Here is a 16,228-nt window from a genome sequence, read left to right on the forward strand (position 1 = left end):
TGAATAAAATTATTTTTTTTAACATTTGTTAAAATGGGCGTAAAAATGATATTTTTACGAAAATAAAACCTAGCTCAACCCGTATGCATAAAATTTTTGTTAACGATAAACCTATAGTTTTAACAACTAAAGTTGAAAAAGAAGACGGCTTTAAAAATTATTTGCTTAAAACAGTAAATATGGGCAAGGTTATTAGAAAGCTTAACAAAACGAAGCTTAAAGAGGTAAGGCTAATTGGTAAAAATGAAAAAAAACTGCTAAAAAAATTTCTTAAAAAATTGCCCAATGTAGTTGCTGGCGGCGGAAAAGTGTACAACGATAAGGGCGATATTTTGTTTATTTACAGAAACGATAAATGGGATTTACCCAAAGGAAAAACCGAGGGAAAAGAATCCATTGAGAGAACAGCCATTAGGGAAGTTACCGAAGAAACGGGTGTAAACGGACTAGAAATTACGAAACCTTTAGAAACCACATACCATGTTTTTAAGCGCAACGGACGGTATAAAATTAAAATAACCTATTGGTTTGAAATGAAAACCAGTTTTTCTGGAAACCTTTACCCGCAAGAAAACGAAGGGATTACCAAAGTGGAATGGCTTAACAAAACGCAAACCAAAGAAGCGTTGGAAAATAGCTATGCTAATATTAAGTTATTGGTTTAATGTTTTTTGGAAGGTTCGTTTATCGGTTTTGTGTATGATTTCGTTGCGTGTTTAAGCAATAAAGTTAGCAAATAAATCACAGATAGAAAGTCCGCGAGGACTTTCGTAAGTAGGCTAGAACTAGCAATGAATTACACGGTGTTGTAGTGCGTTTTTTATTTCCAAAATTCCCACCAACTTCCTTTCTCAACCGTTTTATTTTTCTCTTTGTAAATATCTTTTTCTAAATCAGTTCTGTTGTCAACATATTCTAATTTTCCGAACTCATTCGTTTCTCCGATTAGTTTTATTTTTCCGTTTTCAATCCAGTTTAAAACTTTCTCAATTTCTACAATAATATCTGGATAGCATTTGTTTATTAAAGTTTGTTTTTGTGTTTCAGTCAGTTCGTCAAAAGTTTCTACTTTGTAATAACTATACGGACATTCTAAAGTCAAACCATAATCGAATGCTAAATTGTCCATAAAATCATAACCTTTACAATACAGAGAATAAAAATTCCGTATTGATTTCGAGTAATTTTCAGTTCGGTTTTTTGCGTTTAATAAATCTTTCGTGATTTTCCACTTTTCAACGTCGCTTTGACTTATTTGACTTTCAATAAGTTTTTTTAATTCAGGATGTGCATTTTTTTGTTTGTAGTTGAAAGAAAGAAGTTCGTAATAGAAACTCGGATTTAAATTTTCTTTTAATTCAGTTGATTCATAAACCCACTTTTCAAAATTCGGCAGAAGTTCTTTTTCTAACCAAATTTTAAATAATTCTTCTTGTATGTTTATTGAAATTTCGTTCATTCCTCAAATGCACTACAATGGCTTTAGGATATGAATTGTTGTTTTGAATTATTTATATCCACCGATAAACGAAGTTATCAATTTTTTCTGACAAAATCGAGTCTAATAAATTTAATTTGTTACTCTATAAACCGGATATTGCAAATGTGCTTTTTCGTAGTTTTCGCTTTGTTTGTGCAACCAATCTAATTGGGCGTACCAATTATTTGCAAAAGCTTTATCGTTTTGTTTTTTAGTTTCAAAAGCCATTATTAGTTGTTCATTATTATTTATTAATTCAAGAGCTTTGTCTTCCCAAACATAAGGTGAAAACCCTTCTTTTTGTTGCAAAATGGTATCAAAAAAATTCCAATTAAAAAACGAATCTGGGGCTTGTGGTTCTAAGGTTTCAATAATGTATCGGAAAGAAGGCTGATTGGTTATTATAAAATAATCACCTTTTCTAAACCTCATGTTTTCCGTATGTGAAACTATCGAAACATTGTAATGCGGGTAGTGTCCTTCGTAAGCCTGGGTTCGGGTTTTGTAATCTTTAATTTTATAGCTTTCAACCCTAAGTGTTGTATCATTTTCAATAACCTCAAATTCAACAGCATTCAATTTTAATAAATCGATAACGCGGTGCCAACCTTGTGGGATGATATAAGCTGTTGGTACTTGAATTTCTATAGTCGGTTTAAAATAATTTTGATACGTAACGTTTTTGGTAAACGGTCTGGTTCTATCGTATTTTAAACGATTAAAACCCGTGATTTCACTTTTTATGTTTTCAGCTTCAAACCCTTTAAAATTTAAAGTTGATGTTTTTGTGGTGTCAATTTCCCAATTTATCGGATATGTTTTTTTAGACTGAATATGATTTGCGTTTTTGCGTAATTCAGTAATTTTGTTACCTTGTTCTTCGGTGATTTCAATCATGCTTTTCATCAATTCGTAAGTGCCTTCAACCCGTTGTTTGTAGGGTTTTAACATGTGCGTTTCAACCATCATACCCAAAGTGTTAAATAGCGCTGTGTAGCCTGTTGAATAGCGCGGATAATCCATAAATTGAGAAAATCCTTTTTCCGGAACATTGTTGAAAACATTAACATACGGCGTGATATCCCAATCTTTTGCTTTTAGTTTTTCTTCTAATTTGGGCATCATTTCGGTATGAATAAAATGTCCCAAATCGCCACCAAGTTTGTTGTGCTGTGTAAATAAATGGGTGAGTGTGTATTGGTAGTCGGCACCGTTGCTTACGTGGTTATCTATAAAAACATCGGGTTTTATTAAATGAAAAATCTTCGCGAAAGTTTCGGCGTTTTTGGTATCGCACTTTATAAAATCGCGGTTTAAATCGAAGTTTCTGGCATTGCCTCTAAAGCCGTAATCTTTTGGTCCGTTTTGGTTGGTACGCGTTGTTGAGTTACGGTTTAAACTCCCACCAACATTGTAAATAGGAATGGTAGCAATTACCGTATTTTTAGGGGCTTTAATCGTGCCGTTTACTAAATCGCGAAACAGCATCATGGTAGCGTCAATACCATCGGATTCTCCAGGATGTATGCCGTTATTTATTAAAAGAATGCGTTTGTTTTTTCGCATTTCGGAAAAATCAAATTCAGAATCATTATTATAAGTAACTAGATGTAAAGGTTTGCCGGAATCGGTTTCGCCAATATCTTGAATCGAAATCTTAGAATATGCCGAGGCTAAAGCATTATAATAGGCAATGGTCTGGTTGTAAGTGGCCGTTTCTAAACCTTTTGATGTTTCAAAATGTGTTTTAAAATCAGTTGCTGTTTGTGCATTTGTATTAGTAAAAGACACGATTAGGAACAATATTGCTATAGTTATTCTCATCATTTTTAGTTTTTCGCCTTAAATATGACAATAAAAAATCATTTTATTTAATAATATTTTAAATATGATATTTTATTGTGATTTAAATTTTTCAACACAATTATACTTAAAAAAAATAGGTTAACTTTCGGTACTTGTATTTTGTTTTAAAGTTTAACCGTAATACACTATTTTTAAAATTATAGGCTCTCATTAAAAAAAGTATATGAAAATTTGTAACCTATCTTTTGGTAAAATAGTCATTCTAAGTGAAAATCTTGCCGAAGTTATCGTTGACGAAGGTATTGTTTTAGATGAAATTATGGTGGATGAGTATCATGATTTTTTATTGAATAGTTTAGAAGCTCCATTTGGCATATTGATTAATAAAAAGAACTCCTACAGCTATACTTTTGGTGCTCAAAAAAAGATTCTACAATTAGATGAAATTAAATTCAGGGCCGTAGTAACTAAAACAAGTGCTGCGCTTATGGCCACTAAAACTTTAATTGCCACAAGTGGTATTACGCAGCGCAATATTAAGTTTTTTATGGATAGAGAGACGGCTTTAATCTGGTTAAAGAAAGAACTGTCGCTTTAGTTTTCTCAAACGTTTTAGCTTCTTCAAAAAGAAAATATAGCACTTCTAACTTGCATGCCAGCATATTAAACGTAAATTTGCAACCTTAAAAAAACATCCATGACAGAGTTTATTAGAAAGCGTACCGCAAATGCTAAAAATGATATTTTAAGTGGTATTACCGTGGCATTGGCATTAGTGCCCGAAGCCGTTGCCTTTGCGTTTGTTGCTGGCGTAGACCCATTAGTGGGCTTGTATGCTGCTTTTATGGTTGGCTTGATAACTTCTGTATTTGGAGGCAGACCAGGGATGATAAGTGGGGCAACCGGTGCCTTGGCAGTGGTAATGGTAAGTCTAGTTGCCGAAGGAAACGCCATGGGAGCTGAAGGCGAAGAATTGGGTTTGTATTATTTGTTTGCGACCGTAATTTTAATGGGTGTTATACAAATGTTAGCAGGTGTTTTTAAACTTGGGAAGTTTGTTAGATTGATTCCGCACCCTGTAATGATGGGCTTTGTAAACGGATTGGCTATCGTGATTTTCCTATCGCAATTAGGCATGTTTAAAGATGCAAACGGTGATTGGTTTACGGGAAATAGCATGTGGATTATGATAGGTCTTGTAGCCTTAACCATGGGGATTATGTTTGGTTTGCCCAAACTAACCAAAAAACTGCCCGAAGCGTTAATTGCTATTTTGGTGGTTTCAGCTATTGTGATTTTTGGAAATTTAGATGTAGCCACGGTTGGTAGTTTTATTCGTGATGGTGGGGGTGAAGGCTTAAAAGGCGGATTGCCACAATTTCAAACCGATATATTTAACAAGGTACCATTCAATTTAGAAACCATAAAATTTATTTTTCCATACGCCTTGATTCTTGCCGCTATTGGGTTAATTGAATCGTTAATGACTTTAAATTTAGTCGACGAATTAACCGAAACCAGGGGTAATACCAATAAAGAATGTTTGGCACAAGGTGGTGCCAATATTGTTACTGGGTTTTTTGGTGGTATGGGCGGTTGCGCCATGATTGGGCAATCGTTAATTAACATTAAAGGCGGTGGTCGTGGCAGATTGTCGGGTATTGTTGCCGCATTAATGCTATTGGTTTTTATTCTTTTCGCATCAGGCTTAATAGAACAAGTGCCCATTGCAGCTTTAGTTGGCGTTATGTTTATGGTGGTTATTGGTACGTTTGCTTGGAGTAGTTTCAGAATTTTAAATAAAATACCGCTAAGCGATGTTATTGTTTTGGTTGCTGTTTCGTCCTTAACGGTTATTTTCGATTTGGCCATTGCCGTAATTGCCGGTGTAATTATCAGTGCCTTGGTGTTTTCGTGGGAAAACGCAAAACGCATTCGTGCACGTAAACGCATGAAAGACGATGGCACTAAAGTTTACGAAATTTGGGGGCCATTGTTTTTTGGTTCCATTATCGCCTTCAACGAAAAGTTTGATGTTAAAAACGATCCTGACCATGTGGAGGTCGATTTTGTAGAATCTCGTATTAGCGACCATTCCGCTATCGAAGCCATTTTTAATTTGGTGAATAAATACGAAGCCGCCGGAAAAACGATTAAACTAAAGCATTTAAGCCAAGACTCTAAAACATTACTGTACAGGTCAAGCCCTAAATTTAGAGAAGTAATTGTTGAAGCTATCGACGACCCACGCTATCATTTAGCCGAAAATCCCGAGGCCTTCACCAAAGGCCTTTCGGAATATAAATTATAACTTTAAAGTTCACATAAATGCATTTATCGTTTCAAAAACTTAATTTTATGAACTTTTAAATCAGATTCTAGTTTTAAAAAATAAATGCCAGATTTTAAGTTTGAAATTTCAATTTGTTTTTTCGGTGTTGCAATTGTTTTAATGAGTCTTCCTTCTAAAGTGTAGATTGATATGTTTTTAATTTTAGTTTTTGAAGCTATGTTGATGACATCGTCTGCAGGATTTGGATAAACTTTAAAATTATCCGCAACATACGCGTTTACAGACAATCTATTATTTACTTCTTGCATGGCTGCTAAAGCATTAACTTTTCCTCCGCCCCAGGTTGTGTTTGGAGTTATACCGGTATTGCCATCGGTAGTGGCTGTTGATGCTAAAATATCTTTGATATCATTATTGCTTAAAGTTGGGTCTAACTCCAGCATTAGTGCTATTATACCGCAAGCAACGGGTGCTGCGGCACTTACGGCTGTTTGAATACCATAAAGGTTGTTTCCGCCTTGAACCATATTAAAGGGAAAATTTGAATAATAAGTATTGGGGCTATAAGGTGCAAATACAACCTCTCCGGGAGTTGCGAAATCGACACCTTGACGGCCATCGTGAGTTGGTCCTTCACTACTGCCAGTCCAAATTTCACCTGGGTTACCCTGTCCGGTTCTGTTTCGTGCAATTCCATTAACGTCCGTGTAAGAAATATTGCTTACATAATTCGTGGGTGTGATAACTTGAGTTGCTGTGGCATAATCATTAATACTGCCGCCATTGGTTATATGGCTTAAAAATTTATTATTATTATAATTGGTTGAAGGGTTTAAAGTCGCATGAAAAGTACCGGAATCTGTAATTGAAGCGCCATTAAGAATTATTTTATAAGTTCCGGTTGCACCGAATAAATCAATCATCAATTCTCTTTTATGGCTTGAAGCCTGCGCAAATTCTACATTCGCCCCTCGATGATACATATTAAAGCTAGCATTGTACCAATCTATTTGAGCATTGGCGCCACTCGGAGCAGCAAACGGCCCCACTTGTGTTGTGTTTGGTAATTCAATAGTAACCGTAAACCTATCGTCTTCACTGTACCATAAATCGAAACGTAGATTTCCTGTTTCAGCCTTATTAATAAGAATTTCTTGGGTTTCATCTTGCGCTATTGTTCCCGTGGCGTGATTATCATTTCCACCATCATCACCTACACCACAAACTAAAATATTACCTTTATTAATAAAGTTATCCATGGCTTGAGAAACAGCACTTGTGCCATCTGTGGGACCGCCAATGGAGCCAAAATTCATTAAAGTGACACTTGGTAAGCCCAATTCCGCAACTTTATCTTCCACAAATTGCAAGGCAACAGGAATATAAGATGGGTTAAAAAAAGCAGATTGCCCGGGTTCGCTGCCAAAAGCAGGAAACGCATCGTGAATAAGCTTTACAACAATAAGTTTTGTATCAACTGCAACACCATGAAACGCTTTACTCGCAGTACCTTCGCCATTGCCCGAAACAATTCCGGCGCAGGCGGTGCCATGGCCGTACCTGTCTGTGGTTAATGGTGTTCCGCCGGCTAAGAGCGACGCATTTATATCAGCTTCTGTATGGATGGTGCCAATACCATAGGTATTATCTGGATGGCTAGCCCCCGAAGCATCAACCATGTCGTAGATATACTTAATTTTTGTGGTGCCATCTGGATTAATAAATGCGGGGTGGGTGTAATCTATACCACGCTCGATTATGGCAAATATTACACCATCGCCGGTCAGGTTAAATTGAGAATACACATCGTCAATTTTAGATTCAGTAAATGCTGGGTTTCCTTGGGAAAAAATTACAATGGGAAAAAGCAAAACGAGTAATAAAGTCTTCATAGGTTGATGTTTTAAGTTTACAATACATCGTATTGCTACTAAAATGTCATCAAATAAATTACCTAATGGGTCTTTTAAGCTGTTCTTTTACACGGTCGAACGATTTTTTGCTAGCGCGTTCCCATCGGTAAATTTTGTGCTTTTTACCTTTGTTGGCTTCACGTTTAGCTTCTTTATCACGAACTTCTTTAACCCAATTAAAACGCTTTCTGGTAATGGAAATAACAAGCTCGTCATTACACCCCAAAGCTTCCAAAGCATTTAAAGCAGCAATCGAAACATTTTGTACTTTATCGTTTATAGCATGTAATAAAACAGGAACGGAAGAGCATTTTCCGGCATGCTCCAAAGCTTCTGCGGCTAACCTTCGGGTGTTGTAATTACCATGTTTTAAAGCGTATTCCAACTTCTCAACGTCAAGGGAATGCATCCAAAAAAGAATAGCTTTTTCAGAGGGTTGAACCAGATTGAGTTTAAAAAGCAAATATGTAATTTGGTGTAACATAGTAATATATCAGTCAATAAAAACTAATAAACGTTACATAGAATTGATTGCAATAAGAAATTTGAGCTTACTTATAAAATGTATTGTCAACTACAAGCGTAGTGAGTTCAACAGTATGATTATCGGGGTCTTTCAGGTAAATAGAATGAAAGTAATGATGGTCTTGAAATTGAAAAGGTTCATTAATACTATGAAGATATTCTTGCGCTTTTTTAAAATCGATATTTGAAACATTAAAGGCAAAGTGATCAATTTTAATGTTTTTTGATAATTGATTAAGATTTTCATCATCAACATTTGCTGGAAATATAGCGACTCCAGTTTTTCCTGAAAGCATAAAAACAGGGAATTCGCCCCATTTTTCAAGTTGATATTTTTTTAACCCCATAACATTTGAATACCAATCAATGGATGTATTCATGTTTTTAACACGAATAGCAACATGGTCTAAAAAATTAATGTTAAATGCGGCCATTATTTTACCCGAACACTAATGGGGACCAACTTTGTATAATCGCCCTGGTTTCTAATTACATCGCGTACAATGGAAGAGGCGATATACGATGTTTTGGCCGAGGTTAATAAAAACACCGTTTCAATAGGTGCTAAATCTCTATTGGTATGGGCAATGGCTTTTTCAAACTCAAAATCTGCTGGGTTTCGCAGGCCTCGGAGAATAAATTCTGCGTTAATTTTTTTGCAAAAATCTACGGTTAAACCTTCGTAAGTCATCACCTTAATTTTAGGTTCGCCAGCAAAAGTATCTTCAATAAATTTTTTGCGTTCGTCCAGCGAGAACATATAGTTTTTATCGGCATTTACACCGATGGCCACAACTATTTCATCAAAGAGGGTAACGCCTCTTTTAATAATATCGTAGTGTCCTAAGGTAATCGGATCAAAAGATCCTGGAAATATAGCGCGTTTCATTCTTGTTTCTTTCATTCCTGCCTTTCGACTATCACTAAAGATAGACTTCTGGAGGTATCTATATTAAATTTACTAGTTTCATGTGGATTCCTGCTTTCGCAGGAATGACAAACTATCTCAAATATACTATTTATTTACTGAAAACTGCTTCAAAGCCTCTTCAATAGCATTATCAAATAAATCGGCTAACGGTATGCCAGCGGCGGCGGCTTGTTGTGGCAGTATGCTTTCTTGGGTTAAACCCGGAATGGTGTTTATTTCCAGCAAATGCGGTTCGCCATTTTTAAAAATATATTCGCTTCGGCTAAAGCCTTTCATTTTTAAAATCTCGTAAACTTTTTTCGCCATGTTAGTGACTTTTTCTTCTTGCTCTGCACTTAAACGAGCAGGTGTAATTTCTTGTGATTTACCTAAATATTTGGCTTCGTAATCGAAAAAATCATTGTCGGTTACAATTTCTGTAATGGGCAGTACTTTGGTTTTTCCTTTATACGAAATAACACCAACCGATACTTCAACGCCATCTAAAAACGACTCAATAATAATTTCGTCATCTTCTTTAAAAGCGACGTCGATAGCGTTTTTTAAATCTTCCTTTTTATGCACTTTAGTAATGCCAAAACTACTGCCGGCTTTGTTGGCTTTTACAAAACAAGGCAAGCCCACTTTGGCAATTATAGCATCTTTATTTACGGTGTCGCCCAAGTTTATATAAAACGATTCGGCGGTTTTTATGCCGTAAGGTTTTAAAGTGCTTAAACAGTCGCGTTTGTTAAAGGTTAAAGCCGCTTGATACATGTTACAGCTCGTGTGCGGTATCTGTATTAAATCGAAATAGCCTTGCATAAAACCATCTTCTCCGGGCGACCCGTGAATGGCATTAAACACACAGTCGAAAGTGATTTTAAATGCGCCTACGTTTATTGAAAAATCATTTTTATCGATTGGAAATTCTTCATTGTCGTCGTTAACATAAACCCATTTGTCTTCAAAAATATGAATGCGATAGGCGCTGTATTTAGACTTATCTAAAGTGTCAAAAACCACGTTTCCGCTTTTTAATGAGATTTTGTATTCGCTGGAATAACCTCCCATTATGATGGCAATATTTTTCTTTTCTTGCATATTTCCTTTATTTCCGCGAAAGCGAAAATCTTTTAATTATAATATCAATCTAAAACCTACAATAAAACGTAAGTATTATTAGTTAAGCTAAAATATCATATATATTGCAAAAGAAAAAACAGTTCTGTTTTTATATATTTGCCGTATCGAAAATTATAATACATGAGCATTATTAAATTTCTTGTCAGTAAAGCATTTTTAAAACAAATTTTATTGGCTGTAGTGGCCTTGGTGGTTTTATCTTTTTTAATGCTGTCGTGGTTAAAATCTTCTACTAATCATGGCGATTTTGAAACCGTACCTGATTTAAAAGGAAAATCTATAAGTGTTGCCGAGATTGAGTTAAAGGAAAATAATTTGGTGATGCAAATTCAGGATTCTGCTAATTTTAATCCGGATTACCCAAAATTTTCGGTGATAGAACAAGACCCACCCGTAGGAACAAAGGTAAAGGAAAATAGAAAAATATACATTACATTAAACCCCTCGGGTTACCGAAAAGTGAGAGTGCCAAATTTATTGGAAAGTACGTTGCGACAAGCAAAACCAACCCTAGAGGCTTTAGATTTTAAAGTAGGCAAACTAACGTATGTAGACAATATTGGTAAGGATATTGTACTAAAAATGCAACATAAAGGACAAACCATTCAAGCTGGTGACATGTTGCCAAAAACCGAAAAAATCGATTTAGTGCTTGGTAATGGTAAGCGCCCATCGAACTAAGGATTAACGACAGACTTCAATACGCATTGATTCAATAAAATGGAAGACTATACACCACAATTACCCGACGAGGATAATTTATACGAGCATTATGCTTTTACGGTAGATAAAGGGCAAACGCCTTTGCGTATAGATAAATACTTAATGAATTTTGTTGAAAATGCCACCCGAAATAAAATTCAGGCGGCCGCAAAAAACGGCAGTGTTTTTGTAAATAACGAGCCTGTAAAATCCAATTACAAAGTAAAACCTTTTGATAAAATTCGTGTGTTGTTTGCGCATCCGCCATTTGAGAATTTGTTGGTTGGCGAAGATATTCCGTTGGATGTGGTTTATGAAGACGATACCCTTTTGGTTGTAAACAAACCCGCAGGCATGGTGGTGCATCCCGGGCATGGGAACTACTCGGGCACCTTAATAAATGGTTTGATTTACAGATTTGATAATTTACCGAACAATTCCAGCGAACGCCCCGGTTTGGTTCATAGAATTGATAAAGACACCAGCGGACTTTTAGTGGTTGCCAAAACCGAAAAAGCCATGGCGCATTTATCCTTGCAATTTGCCGAAAAAACCAGCGAACGCGAATACGTTGCTATCGTTTGGGGCAATTTGGAAGCAGACGAAGGCACGATTGAGGGCAACATTGGCAGACATCCCAAAAACCGATTGCAAAACACCGTGTTTCTTGATGATGAAGCCGATAAAGGCAAACCTGCTGTAACGCATTACAAGGTTTTAGAGCGATTGGGCTACGTAACCTTGGTGTCTTGTAAGTTGGAAACCGGACGCACGCACCAAATACGCGTGCACATGAAACACATAGGGCACACCTTGTTTAACGATGCCCGCTATGGTGGCGATAAAATATTAAAAGGCACAACGTTTACCAAGTACAAACAGTTTGTAGATAACTGTTTTAGGGTGCTGCCACGGCAAGCATTACACGCTAAAACCTTAGGTTTTAAACACCCAAAAACGGGCGAGTTTATGCGTTTTGAGACCCCAATTCCAGACGATATGCAACAGTGTATTGAAAAATGGAAAATCTATTCGAAGCATCAAGAGTTGGAGTAGCCTTGTCATGCTGAACTGTCACTCTGAGCGCAGTAGAAGTGTTGTTTCAGCATCTCATAAACCTTATCAATCAGTTTTATTATTAGGGCGTTACCACAACCCTTCGACTGCGCTCGGGCAAGTGGTCAGGCTTTCCGCTATATCTTTTTTTTACGTCATAGCGAGGAGCGAGCGACGTGGCTATCTGTTAAATTTTAATTCTAAATAAAGTATGTTTTATTTCTTTCAAAAAAAGGATGCCGCTGCAATCCTTAACGCGCTTGTTTGTTAATTGGTGTTATTTTTAATAGAGTAAATTTGTTTTTTGGAATCCTTATTAATTATTTAAATCCGTTTAAAATTATTCTAATTTAAACATAGAGAGTTTAAAAAAACCAAAATCATCAACCGCATTTATAGTGCTATTATTAATATTTACCAATTAAGATTTTAAATGTTGATTACTAATCGTAAATTTGGTTTAATTAAAAGTAGGATTTCCGCCCTTGTGGAACTGAAAAAGAAAACTAATTTATGAAACTCGTTTTATCACCAGCAAAATCTTTGGATTTTGAATCCAAAATACCCACGCAGCACAGCACCGAAGCCTGTTTTTTAAAACAAGCCGAACGTTTAAATAAATTGCTTAAAAAGAAATCGGCTAAAAGCTTATCGAAGCTCATGAAGATTTCAGATAATTTAGGGCAATTAAATTACGAGCGTAATCAAAATTGGCAATTGCCATTTACTAAGGATAACGCGCGTCAAGCTATATATGCCTTTAGTGGCGATGTGTACAGAGGTTTGGATGCCTATACTATTCCTAAAGAAAATATAGAAAAGCTCGAAAACACCGTCCGCATTATTTCGGGGTTATACGGCCTATTGAAGCCAACCGATTTAATACAACCGTACCGTTTGGAAATGGGTACAAAATTCCCGGTGGGTAAAAATAAAAACCTGTATGAGTTTTGGCGAAAATCCATAACCAAAGCTTTAAACGACGAATTGGAAGATGACGAGCTGTTTTTAAACCTTGCAAGTAACGAGTATTTTAAAGCCATTGACACCAAGGCTTTAAAGGTACCGGTAATTACGGCTAATTTTAAAGATTTTAAAAATGGTGAGTACAAAACGATTATGACCTTTGCAAAACTGGCACGTGGTTACATGACACGCTATATTATTGATACCAACGCCAAAACGCTTGACGATTTAAAAGCATTTAATTACGAAGGTTATAATTTTAGCGAACCCATGAGCACAGAAACCGAACTTGTTTTTATAAGGTAATTAATATGCTTTACTATATTACAATTGCGCTTCAAGGGTTTTGCATTTATCATCTGTTGAAAAATAGAAACCCATATTATTGGATTTTTTTAATCATCTTTTTACCCGTTATAGGCTCTGTTATATATTTAATAACGCAAGTTTACAACAAGCGGGATGCCGAAAAAATATCAGATGAAATCACACATATTATAAATCCCACTAAAAAAATTACGGATTTAGAACAGCAACTTCAGTTTTCCGAAACTTATCAAAACCGAGTTAATTTAGCCAATGCGCTGTTGGAAAATAAAGATTACAGCAATGCCATTCCTCATTATTTAGAAGCTTTGGACGGCCATATGCAAAACGATTTTTATGTAATCAAGAAATTAATAAAGGCTTATTTTAATGTTGAAGATTTTGAACAGGTTGTTTTATATGCTGAAAAAATAAAGGACCACCCGGAATTTAAAAAATCGGAGTCTCAGTTTTTATACGGTTTAGCCTTAGAAAAGATGGGTGATTTTGAAGCTGCCGAAACCAATTTGCGGGCTATAAATATCCGGTATTCATTTTATAACGAACGTTTGGTATTGGCTAAGTTTTTATTGAGCAGAAATAAAAAAGCCGAAGCCAAAGCAATTCTACAAGAAATACAAACCGAATCGCAGCACTTAACAAAACCAAATAAAAAAATATTTCGAGCAACCATTATGGATGTTGATAGGTTGTTAACCAATCTGCAAACCAATTAATTAAGGCTTTGGTTGCGCTTTATTACCTACGTTGATTTTGGTTTCAATAGATGGTTTCTTTTTAATTCTGGGGCGCCTCACCCCAAAAGTACCTCGGTTTATTTTACCACGTTTTGTTTTTTTATCGCCTTTTCCCATAATAAATTAAGTGTTTTTCATTCCCGCGAAGGCGGGAATCTCATTATCTTTAACTAAAATAATATAACAATTTGAAACACAAAAACCAAGTAAAACTTGTTTAAACACAAACATCCATACAAACCCTTCATACAAAAAGACACCACCAAATTAATAGTGGGCACTTTGCCACCGCCACGGTTTTCTACGGGTAAACTTTTGGATAAAGATGTCGATTTTTGCTATGGAAGCTACTACAATTCACTGTGGTTGTTTATCGATAAAATTCATAATTTAAAACTGCGTTACGATAATTCAAACGAAGCTATTGAAGAACGCAAACAGTTTTTAATTCAACATAAAATAGGTGTTTGCGATATTGTTGAAAGCGCCGAACGCGAAAAGATTGATGCTTCCGATTTGGGCATGAAAAACATATTACTCCGCGATGTTATTGGTTATTTAAAACAATATCCAAATATCGATACCTTATTGTTTACTGGCGGAAACAGTAAAAATGGACCCGAATATTTCTTCAGAAAACATATAAAAGATTACCATATTAAACTGGAACTGGTTTCAAACGAAACACCTCGAATTCATCAATTTATAATGCCTTGTTATTCTGAACAAAGTGAAGAGTTTCATAAAGATGGGACTTATCATTCACTTCGCTCATTACGAAATGACACTAGGATTATCAAAACCGTGTCGCTCACCTCAGGTTCTGGCGCAGCCAATATTTCTATCAGTAGACTGCCTTTGTACAAACAATTAAAGGCCAAAAACCCAAAATTTAATACCTTCGATTATAGGGTGATGCAGTATCGCGAGTTTTTCTAACGGATTTTAAATGTCGGTATTTAATTTGTAATGATTAAATTAACTGTACCTTTGCGCCTTAATTAGAAGGAGATGGTATATAATTTGTCATCTCACAGACCCAAAAATTGGGATACTAAAAAAATTATATGTCATTTAACTCTTTAGGCTTGTCCGAAGCCCTGCTAAAAGCGATTAGCAAAAAAGGATACACAACGCCAAGTCCCATTCAACAAAAGGCAATCCCACCTATTTTAGAAGGAAAAGATGTTTTAGCTTCGGCGCAAACCGGAACCGGAAAAACAGCAGGTTTTACATTACCACTTTTACAAGTGCTTTCTGCAAATCCACAAGGAAAACACCGGCCTATTCGTGCGTTAATATTAACACCAACCCGCGAATTGGCAGCACAAGTTTACGCTAATGTAAAAGAATATAGTACATTTTTAAATTTGAAAAGTGCTGTTATTTTTGGAGGCGTAAATCAAAAACCACAAGTAGCCACCATTCGCCAAGGAATTGATGTTTTAGTGGCAACTCCGGGACGCTTGATTGATTTGGAAAGCCAAGGATTGTTATCCTTAAAACGTATAGAGGTTTTAGTTTTAGATGAAGCCGACCGTATGCTGGATATGGGTTTTTTACGGGATATTGAACGCATTATGGAGCTCATGCCGGCAAAGCGTCAAAACCTCATGTTTTCAGCTACCTTTTCAAAGGATATTAGAAAATTGGCACACGGTATTTTGCATCATCCGGTGCAAGTTGAAGCCACTCCGGAAAACACAACCGTAGAAGCCATTAACCAGAAAGTTTATCGTGTTGCAAAAGGCTTAAAAACAGGTTTGATTATCAAGTTAATTTCAGATGATAATTGGAAACAAGTATTGGTTTTTACCCGCACCAAACACGGAGCTAACAGGCTTTGTAAAAAAATGGTTAGTGCCGGAATAACCGCGGCAGCCATTCACGGTAATAAAAGTCAAGGTGCCAGAACCAAAGCCTTGGCAGGTTTTAAAAGCGGACAAATTCGCGTTTTAGTGGCCACCGATATTGCGGCACGTGGCTTAGATATTCCGTTGCTGCCACATGTTATTAATTTCGAATTGCCTAATATCTCTGAAGATTACGTGCACCGTATTGGTAGAACCGGTAGAGCAGGGGCAAGTGGCGAAGCGATTTCTTTGGTGAGTGCAGATGAAACCACCTATTTGCGTGATATTGAAAAATTGATTGATATTAAATTACCCGTTGAAATTGTGAAAGGTTTTGAACCCGACCCCAATGCTTCAACGGCACCCATTAAACCCGGACAGAATCGTTCACGTAACTCTAGAAACAGACATTCAAACGCTAATAAAAATAGAAGCAGTTCAAAAAAAAGACCGAGTAGAAATAATAGAAAATCTAACGACCGGAGAAATTAACAGCAAAGAGAAAAGCGTTAAA

Annotated in this window: 17 protein-coding genes; 9 read left to right on the forward strand and 8 right to left on the reverse strand. The window is 36.1% G+C overall.

The annotated features are described in order from the left end of the window. The first annotated feature begins 83 nt into the window (after positions 1-83). On the forward strand, positions 84-665 hold the full coding sequence (locus RNZ46_RS11410; RefSeq protein WP_316982325.1) for an NUDIX hydrolase: 582 nt from the start codon (positions 84-86) through the stop codon (positions 663-665). Positions 666-820: 155 nt separating this feature from the next. On the opposite strand, the gene RNZ46_RS11415 is transcribed toward RNZ46_RS11410, so the two are convergent. Continuing rightward, the gene (locus RNZ46_RS11415) at positions 821-1,459 is read right to left on the reverse strand and encodes a hypothetical protein (protein ID WP_316982326.1); all 639 of its coding nucleotides are present in this window, start codon (positions 1,457-1,459) and stop codon (positions 821-823) included. A gap of 111 nt (positions 1,460-1,570) precedes the next feature. Then, the gene (locus tag RNZ46_RS11420) at positions 1,571-3,307 is read right to left on the reverse strand and encodes a M14 family metallopeptidase (protein WP_434063021.1); all 1,737 of its coding nucleotides are present in this window, start codon (positions 3,305-3,307) and stop codon (positions 1,571-1,573) included. 202 nt (positions 3,308-3,509) lie between these two features. On the opposite strand from RNZ46_RS11420, the gene RNZ46_RS11425 reads away from it, so the two are divergent. Together RNZ46_RS11425 and RNZ46_RS11430 are read left to right on the forward strand one after the other, a co-directional pair. Beyond that, positions 3,510-3,884 carry a hypothetical protein gene (locus RNZ46_RS11425; protein WP_316982327.1) on the forward strand — a complete coding sequence of 125 codons (375 nt, stop codon included), beginning with the start codon at positions 3,510-3,512 and terminating at the stop codon, positions 3,882-3,884. Positions 3,885-3,983: 99 nt separating this feature from the next. After that, positions 3,984-5,597 (forward strand): SulP family inorganic anion transporter, encoded by a 1,614-nt coding sequence (locus RNZ46_RS11430; RefSeq protein ID WP_316982328.1) that lies wholly within the window; start codon positions 3,984-3,986, stop codon positions 5,595-5,597. Positions 5,598-5,620: 23 nt separating this feature from the next. Here the strand turns inward: RNZ46_RS11430 and RNZ46_RS11435 are convergent, their stop codons facing one another. The 5 genes from RNZ46_RS11435 to RNZ46_RS11455 all read right to left on the reverse strand — a co-directional run bounded on the left by RNZ46_RS11435 (position 5,621) and on the right by RNZ46_RS11455 (position 10,031). Next, positions 5,621-7,471, reverse strand: a complete 1,851-nt coding sequence (locus tag RNZ46_RS11435; protein WP_316982329.1) for a S8/S53 family peptidase — start codon at positions 7,469-7,471, stop codon at positions 5,621-5,623. A gap of 58 nt (positions 7,472-7,529) precedes the next feature. Next, positions 7,530-7,976: a HEAT repeat domain-containing protein gene (locus RNZ46_RS11440; protein WP_316982330.1), complete on the reverse strand. Its 447-nt coding sequence runs from the start codon at positions 7,974-7,976 to the stop codon at positions 7,530-7,532. A 67-nt stretch (positions 7,977-8,043) separates the two neighbouring features. Next, positions 8,044-8,451 carry a VOC family protein gene (locus RNZ46_RS11445; RefSeq protein ID WP_316982331.1) on the reverse strand — a complete coding sequence of 136 codons (408 nt, stop codon included), beginning with the start codon at positions 8,449-8,451 and terminating at the stop codon, positions 8,044-8,046. Further along, entirely contained in the window at positions 8,451-8,906 is a 456-nt protein-coding gene (gene coaD, locus RNZ46_RS11450) for a pantetheine-phosphate adenylyltransferase (protein WP_316984992.1), read from the reverse strand. The genes RNZ46_RS11445 and coaD overlap by 1 nt, the downstream gene beginning before the upstream one ends. Positions 8,907-9,032: 126 nt before the next feature. After that, positions 9,033-10,031, reverse strand: coding sequence for a D-alanine--D-alanine ligase (locus RNZ46_RS11455; protein ID WP_316982332.1), 999 nt, complete (start codon positions 10,029-10,031; stop codon positions 9,033-9,035). A 162-nt stretch (positions 10,032-10,193) separates the two neighbouring features. Between RNZ46_RS11455 and RNZ46_RS11460 the strand changes: the two genes are divergently transcribed. From RNZ46_RS11460 to RNZ46_RS11475, 4 genes are all read left to right on the forward strand, one after another. Further along, complete coding sequence (locus RNZ46_RS11460) at positions 10,194-10,754, forward strand: PASTA domain-containing protein (RefSeq protein WP_316982333.1); 561 nt, start codon at positions 10,194-10,196, stop codon at positions 10,752-10,754. A gap of 39 nt (positions 10,755-10,793) precedes the next feature. Further along, positions 10,794-11,831 carry an RluA family pseudouridine synthase gene (locus tag RNZ46_RS11465; RefSeq protein ID WP_316982334.1) on the forward strand — a complete coding sequence of 346 codons (1,038 nt, stop codon included), beginning with the start codon at positions 10,794-10,796 and terminating at the stop codon, positions 11,829-11,831. Positions 11,832-12,344: 513 nt separating this feature from the next. Further along, positions 12,345-13,103 (forward strand): peroxide stress protein YaaA, encoded by a 759-nt coding sequence (gene yaaA / locus RNZ46_RS11470; protein WP_316982335.1) that lies wholly within the window; start codon positions 12,345-12,347, stop codon positions 13,101-13,103. Between the two features lie 5 nt (positions 13,104-13,108). After that, a complete protein-coding gene (locus RNZ46_RS11475) occupies positions 13,109-13,840 on the forward strand; it encodes a hypothetical protein (RefSeq protein ID WP_316982336.1) in 732 nt (243 codons plus the stop codon). On the opposite strand, the gene RNZ46_RS11480 is transcribed toward RNZ46_RS11475, so the two are convergent. Next, the gene (locus tag RNZ46_RS11480; RefSeq protein ID WP_316982337.1) at positions 13,841-13,978 is read right to left on the reverse strand and encodes a 30S ribosomal protein THX; all 138 of its coding nucleotides are present in this window, start codon (positions 13,976-13,978) and stop codon (positions 13,841-13,843) included. It abuts the gene before it with no gap. 96 nt (positions 13,979-14,074) lie between these two features. On the opposite strand from RNZ46_RS11480, the gene RNZ46_RS11485 reads away from it, so the two are divergent. Together RNZ46_RS11485 and RNZ46_RS11490 are read left to right on the forward strand one after the other, a co-directional pair. Then, positions 14,075-14,800, forward strand: coding sequence for a uracil-DNA glycosylase family protein (locus RNZ46_RS11485; RefSeq protein ID WP_316982338.1), 726 nt, complete (start codon positions 14,075-14,077; stop codon positions 14,798-14,800). Positions 14,801-14,928: 128 nt separating this feature from the next. Further along, positions 14,929-16,206 carry a DEAD/DEAH box helicase gene (locus tag RNZ46_RS11490; protein WP_316982339.1) on the forward strand — a complete coding sequence of 426 codons (1,278 nt, stop codon included), beginning with the start codon at positions 14,929-14,931 and terminating at the stop codon, positions 16,204-16,206. Positions 16,207-16,228 lie beyond the last annotated feature (22 nt).

Source organism: Hwangdonia lutea, from assembly GCF_032814565.1.
Classification (GTDB): Bacteria; Bacteroidota; Bacteroidia; order Flavobacteriales; family Flavobacteriaceae; genus Hwangdonia; species Hwangdonia lutea.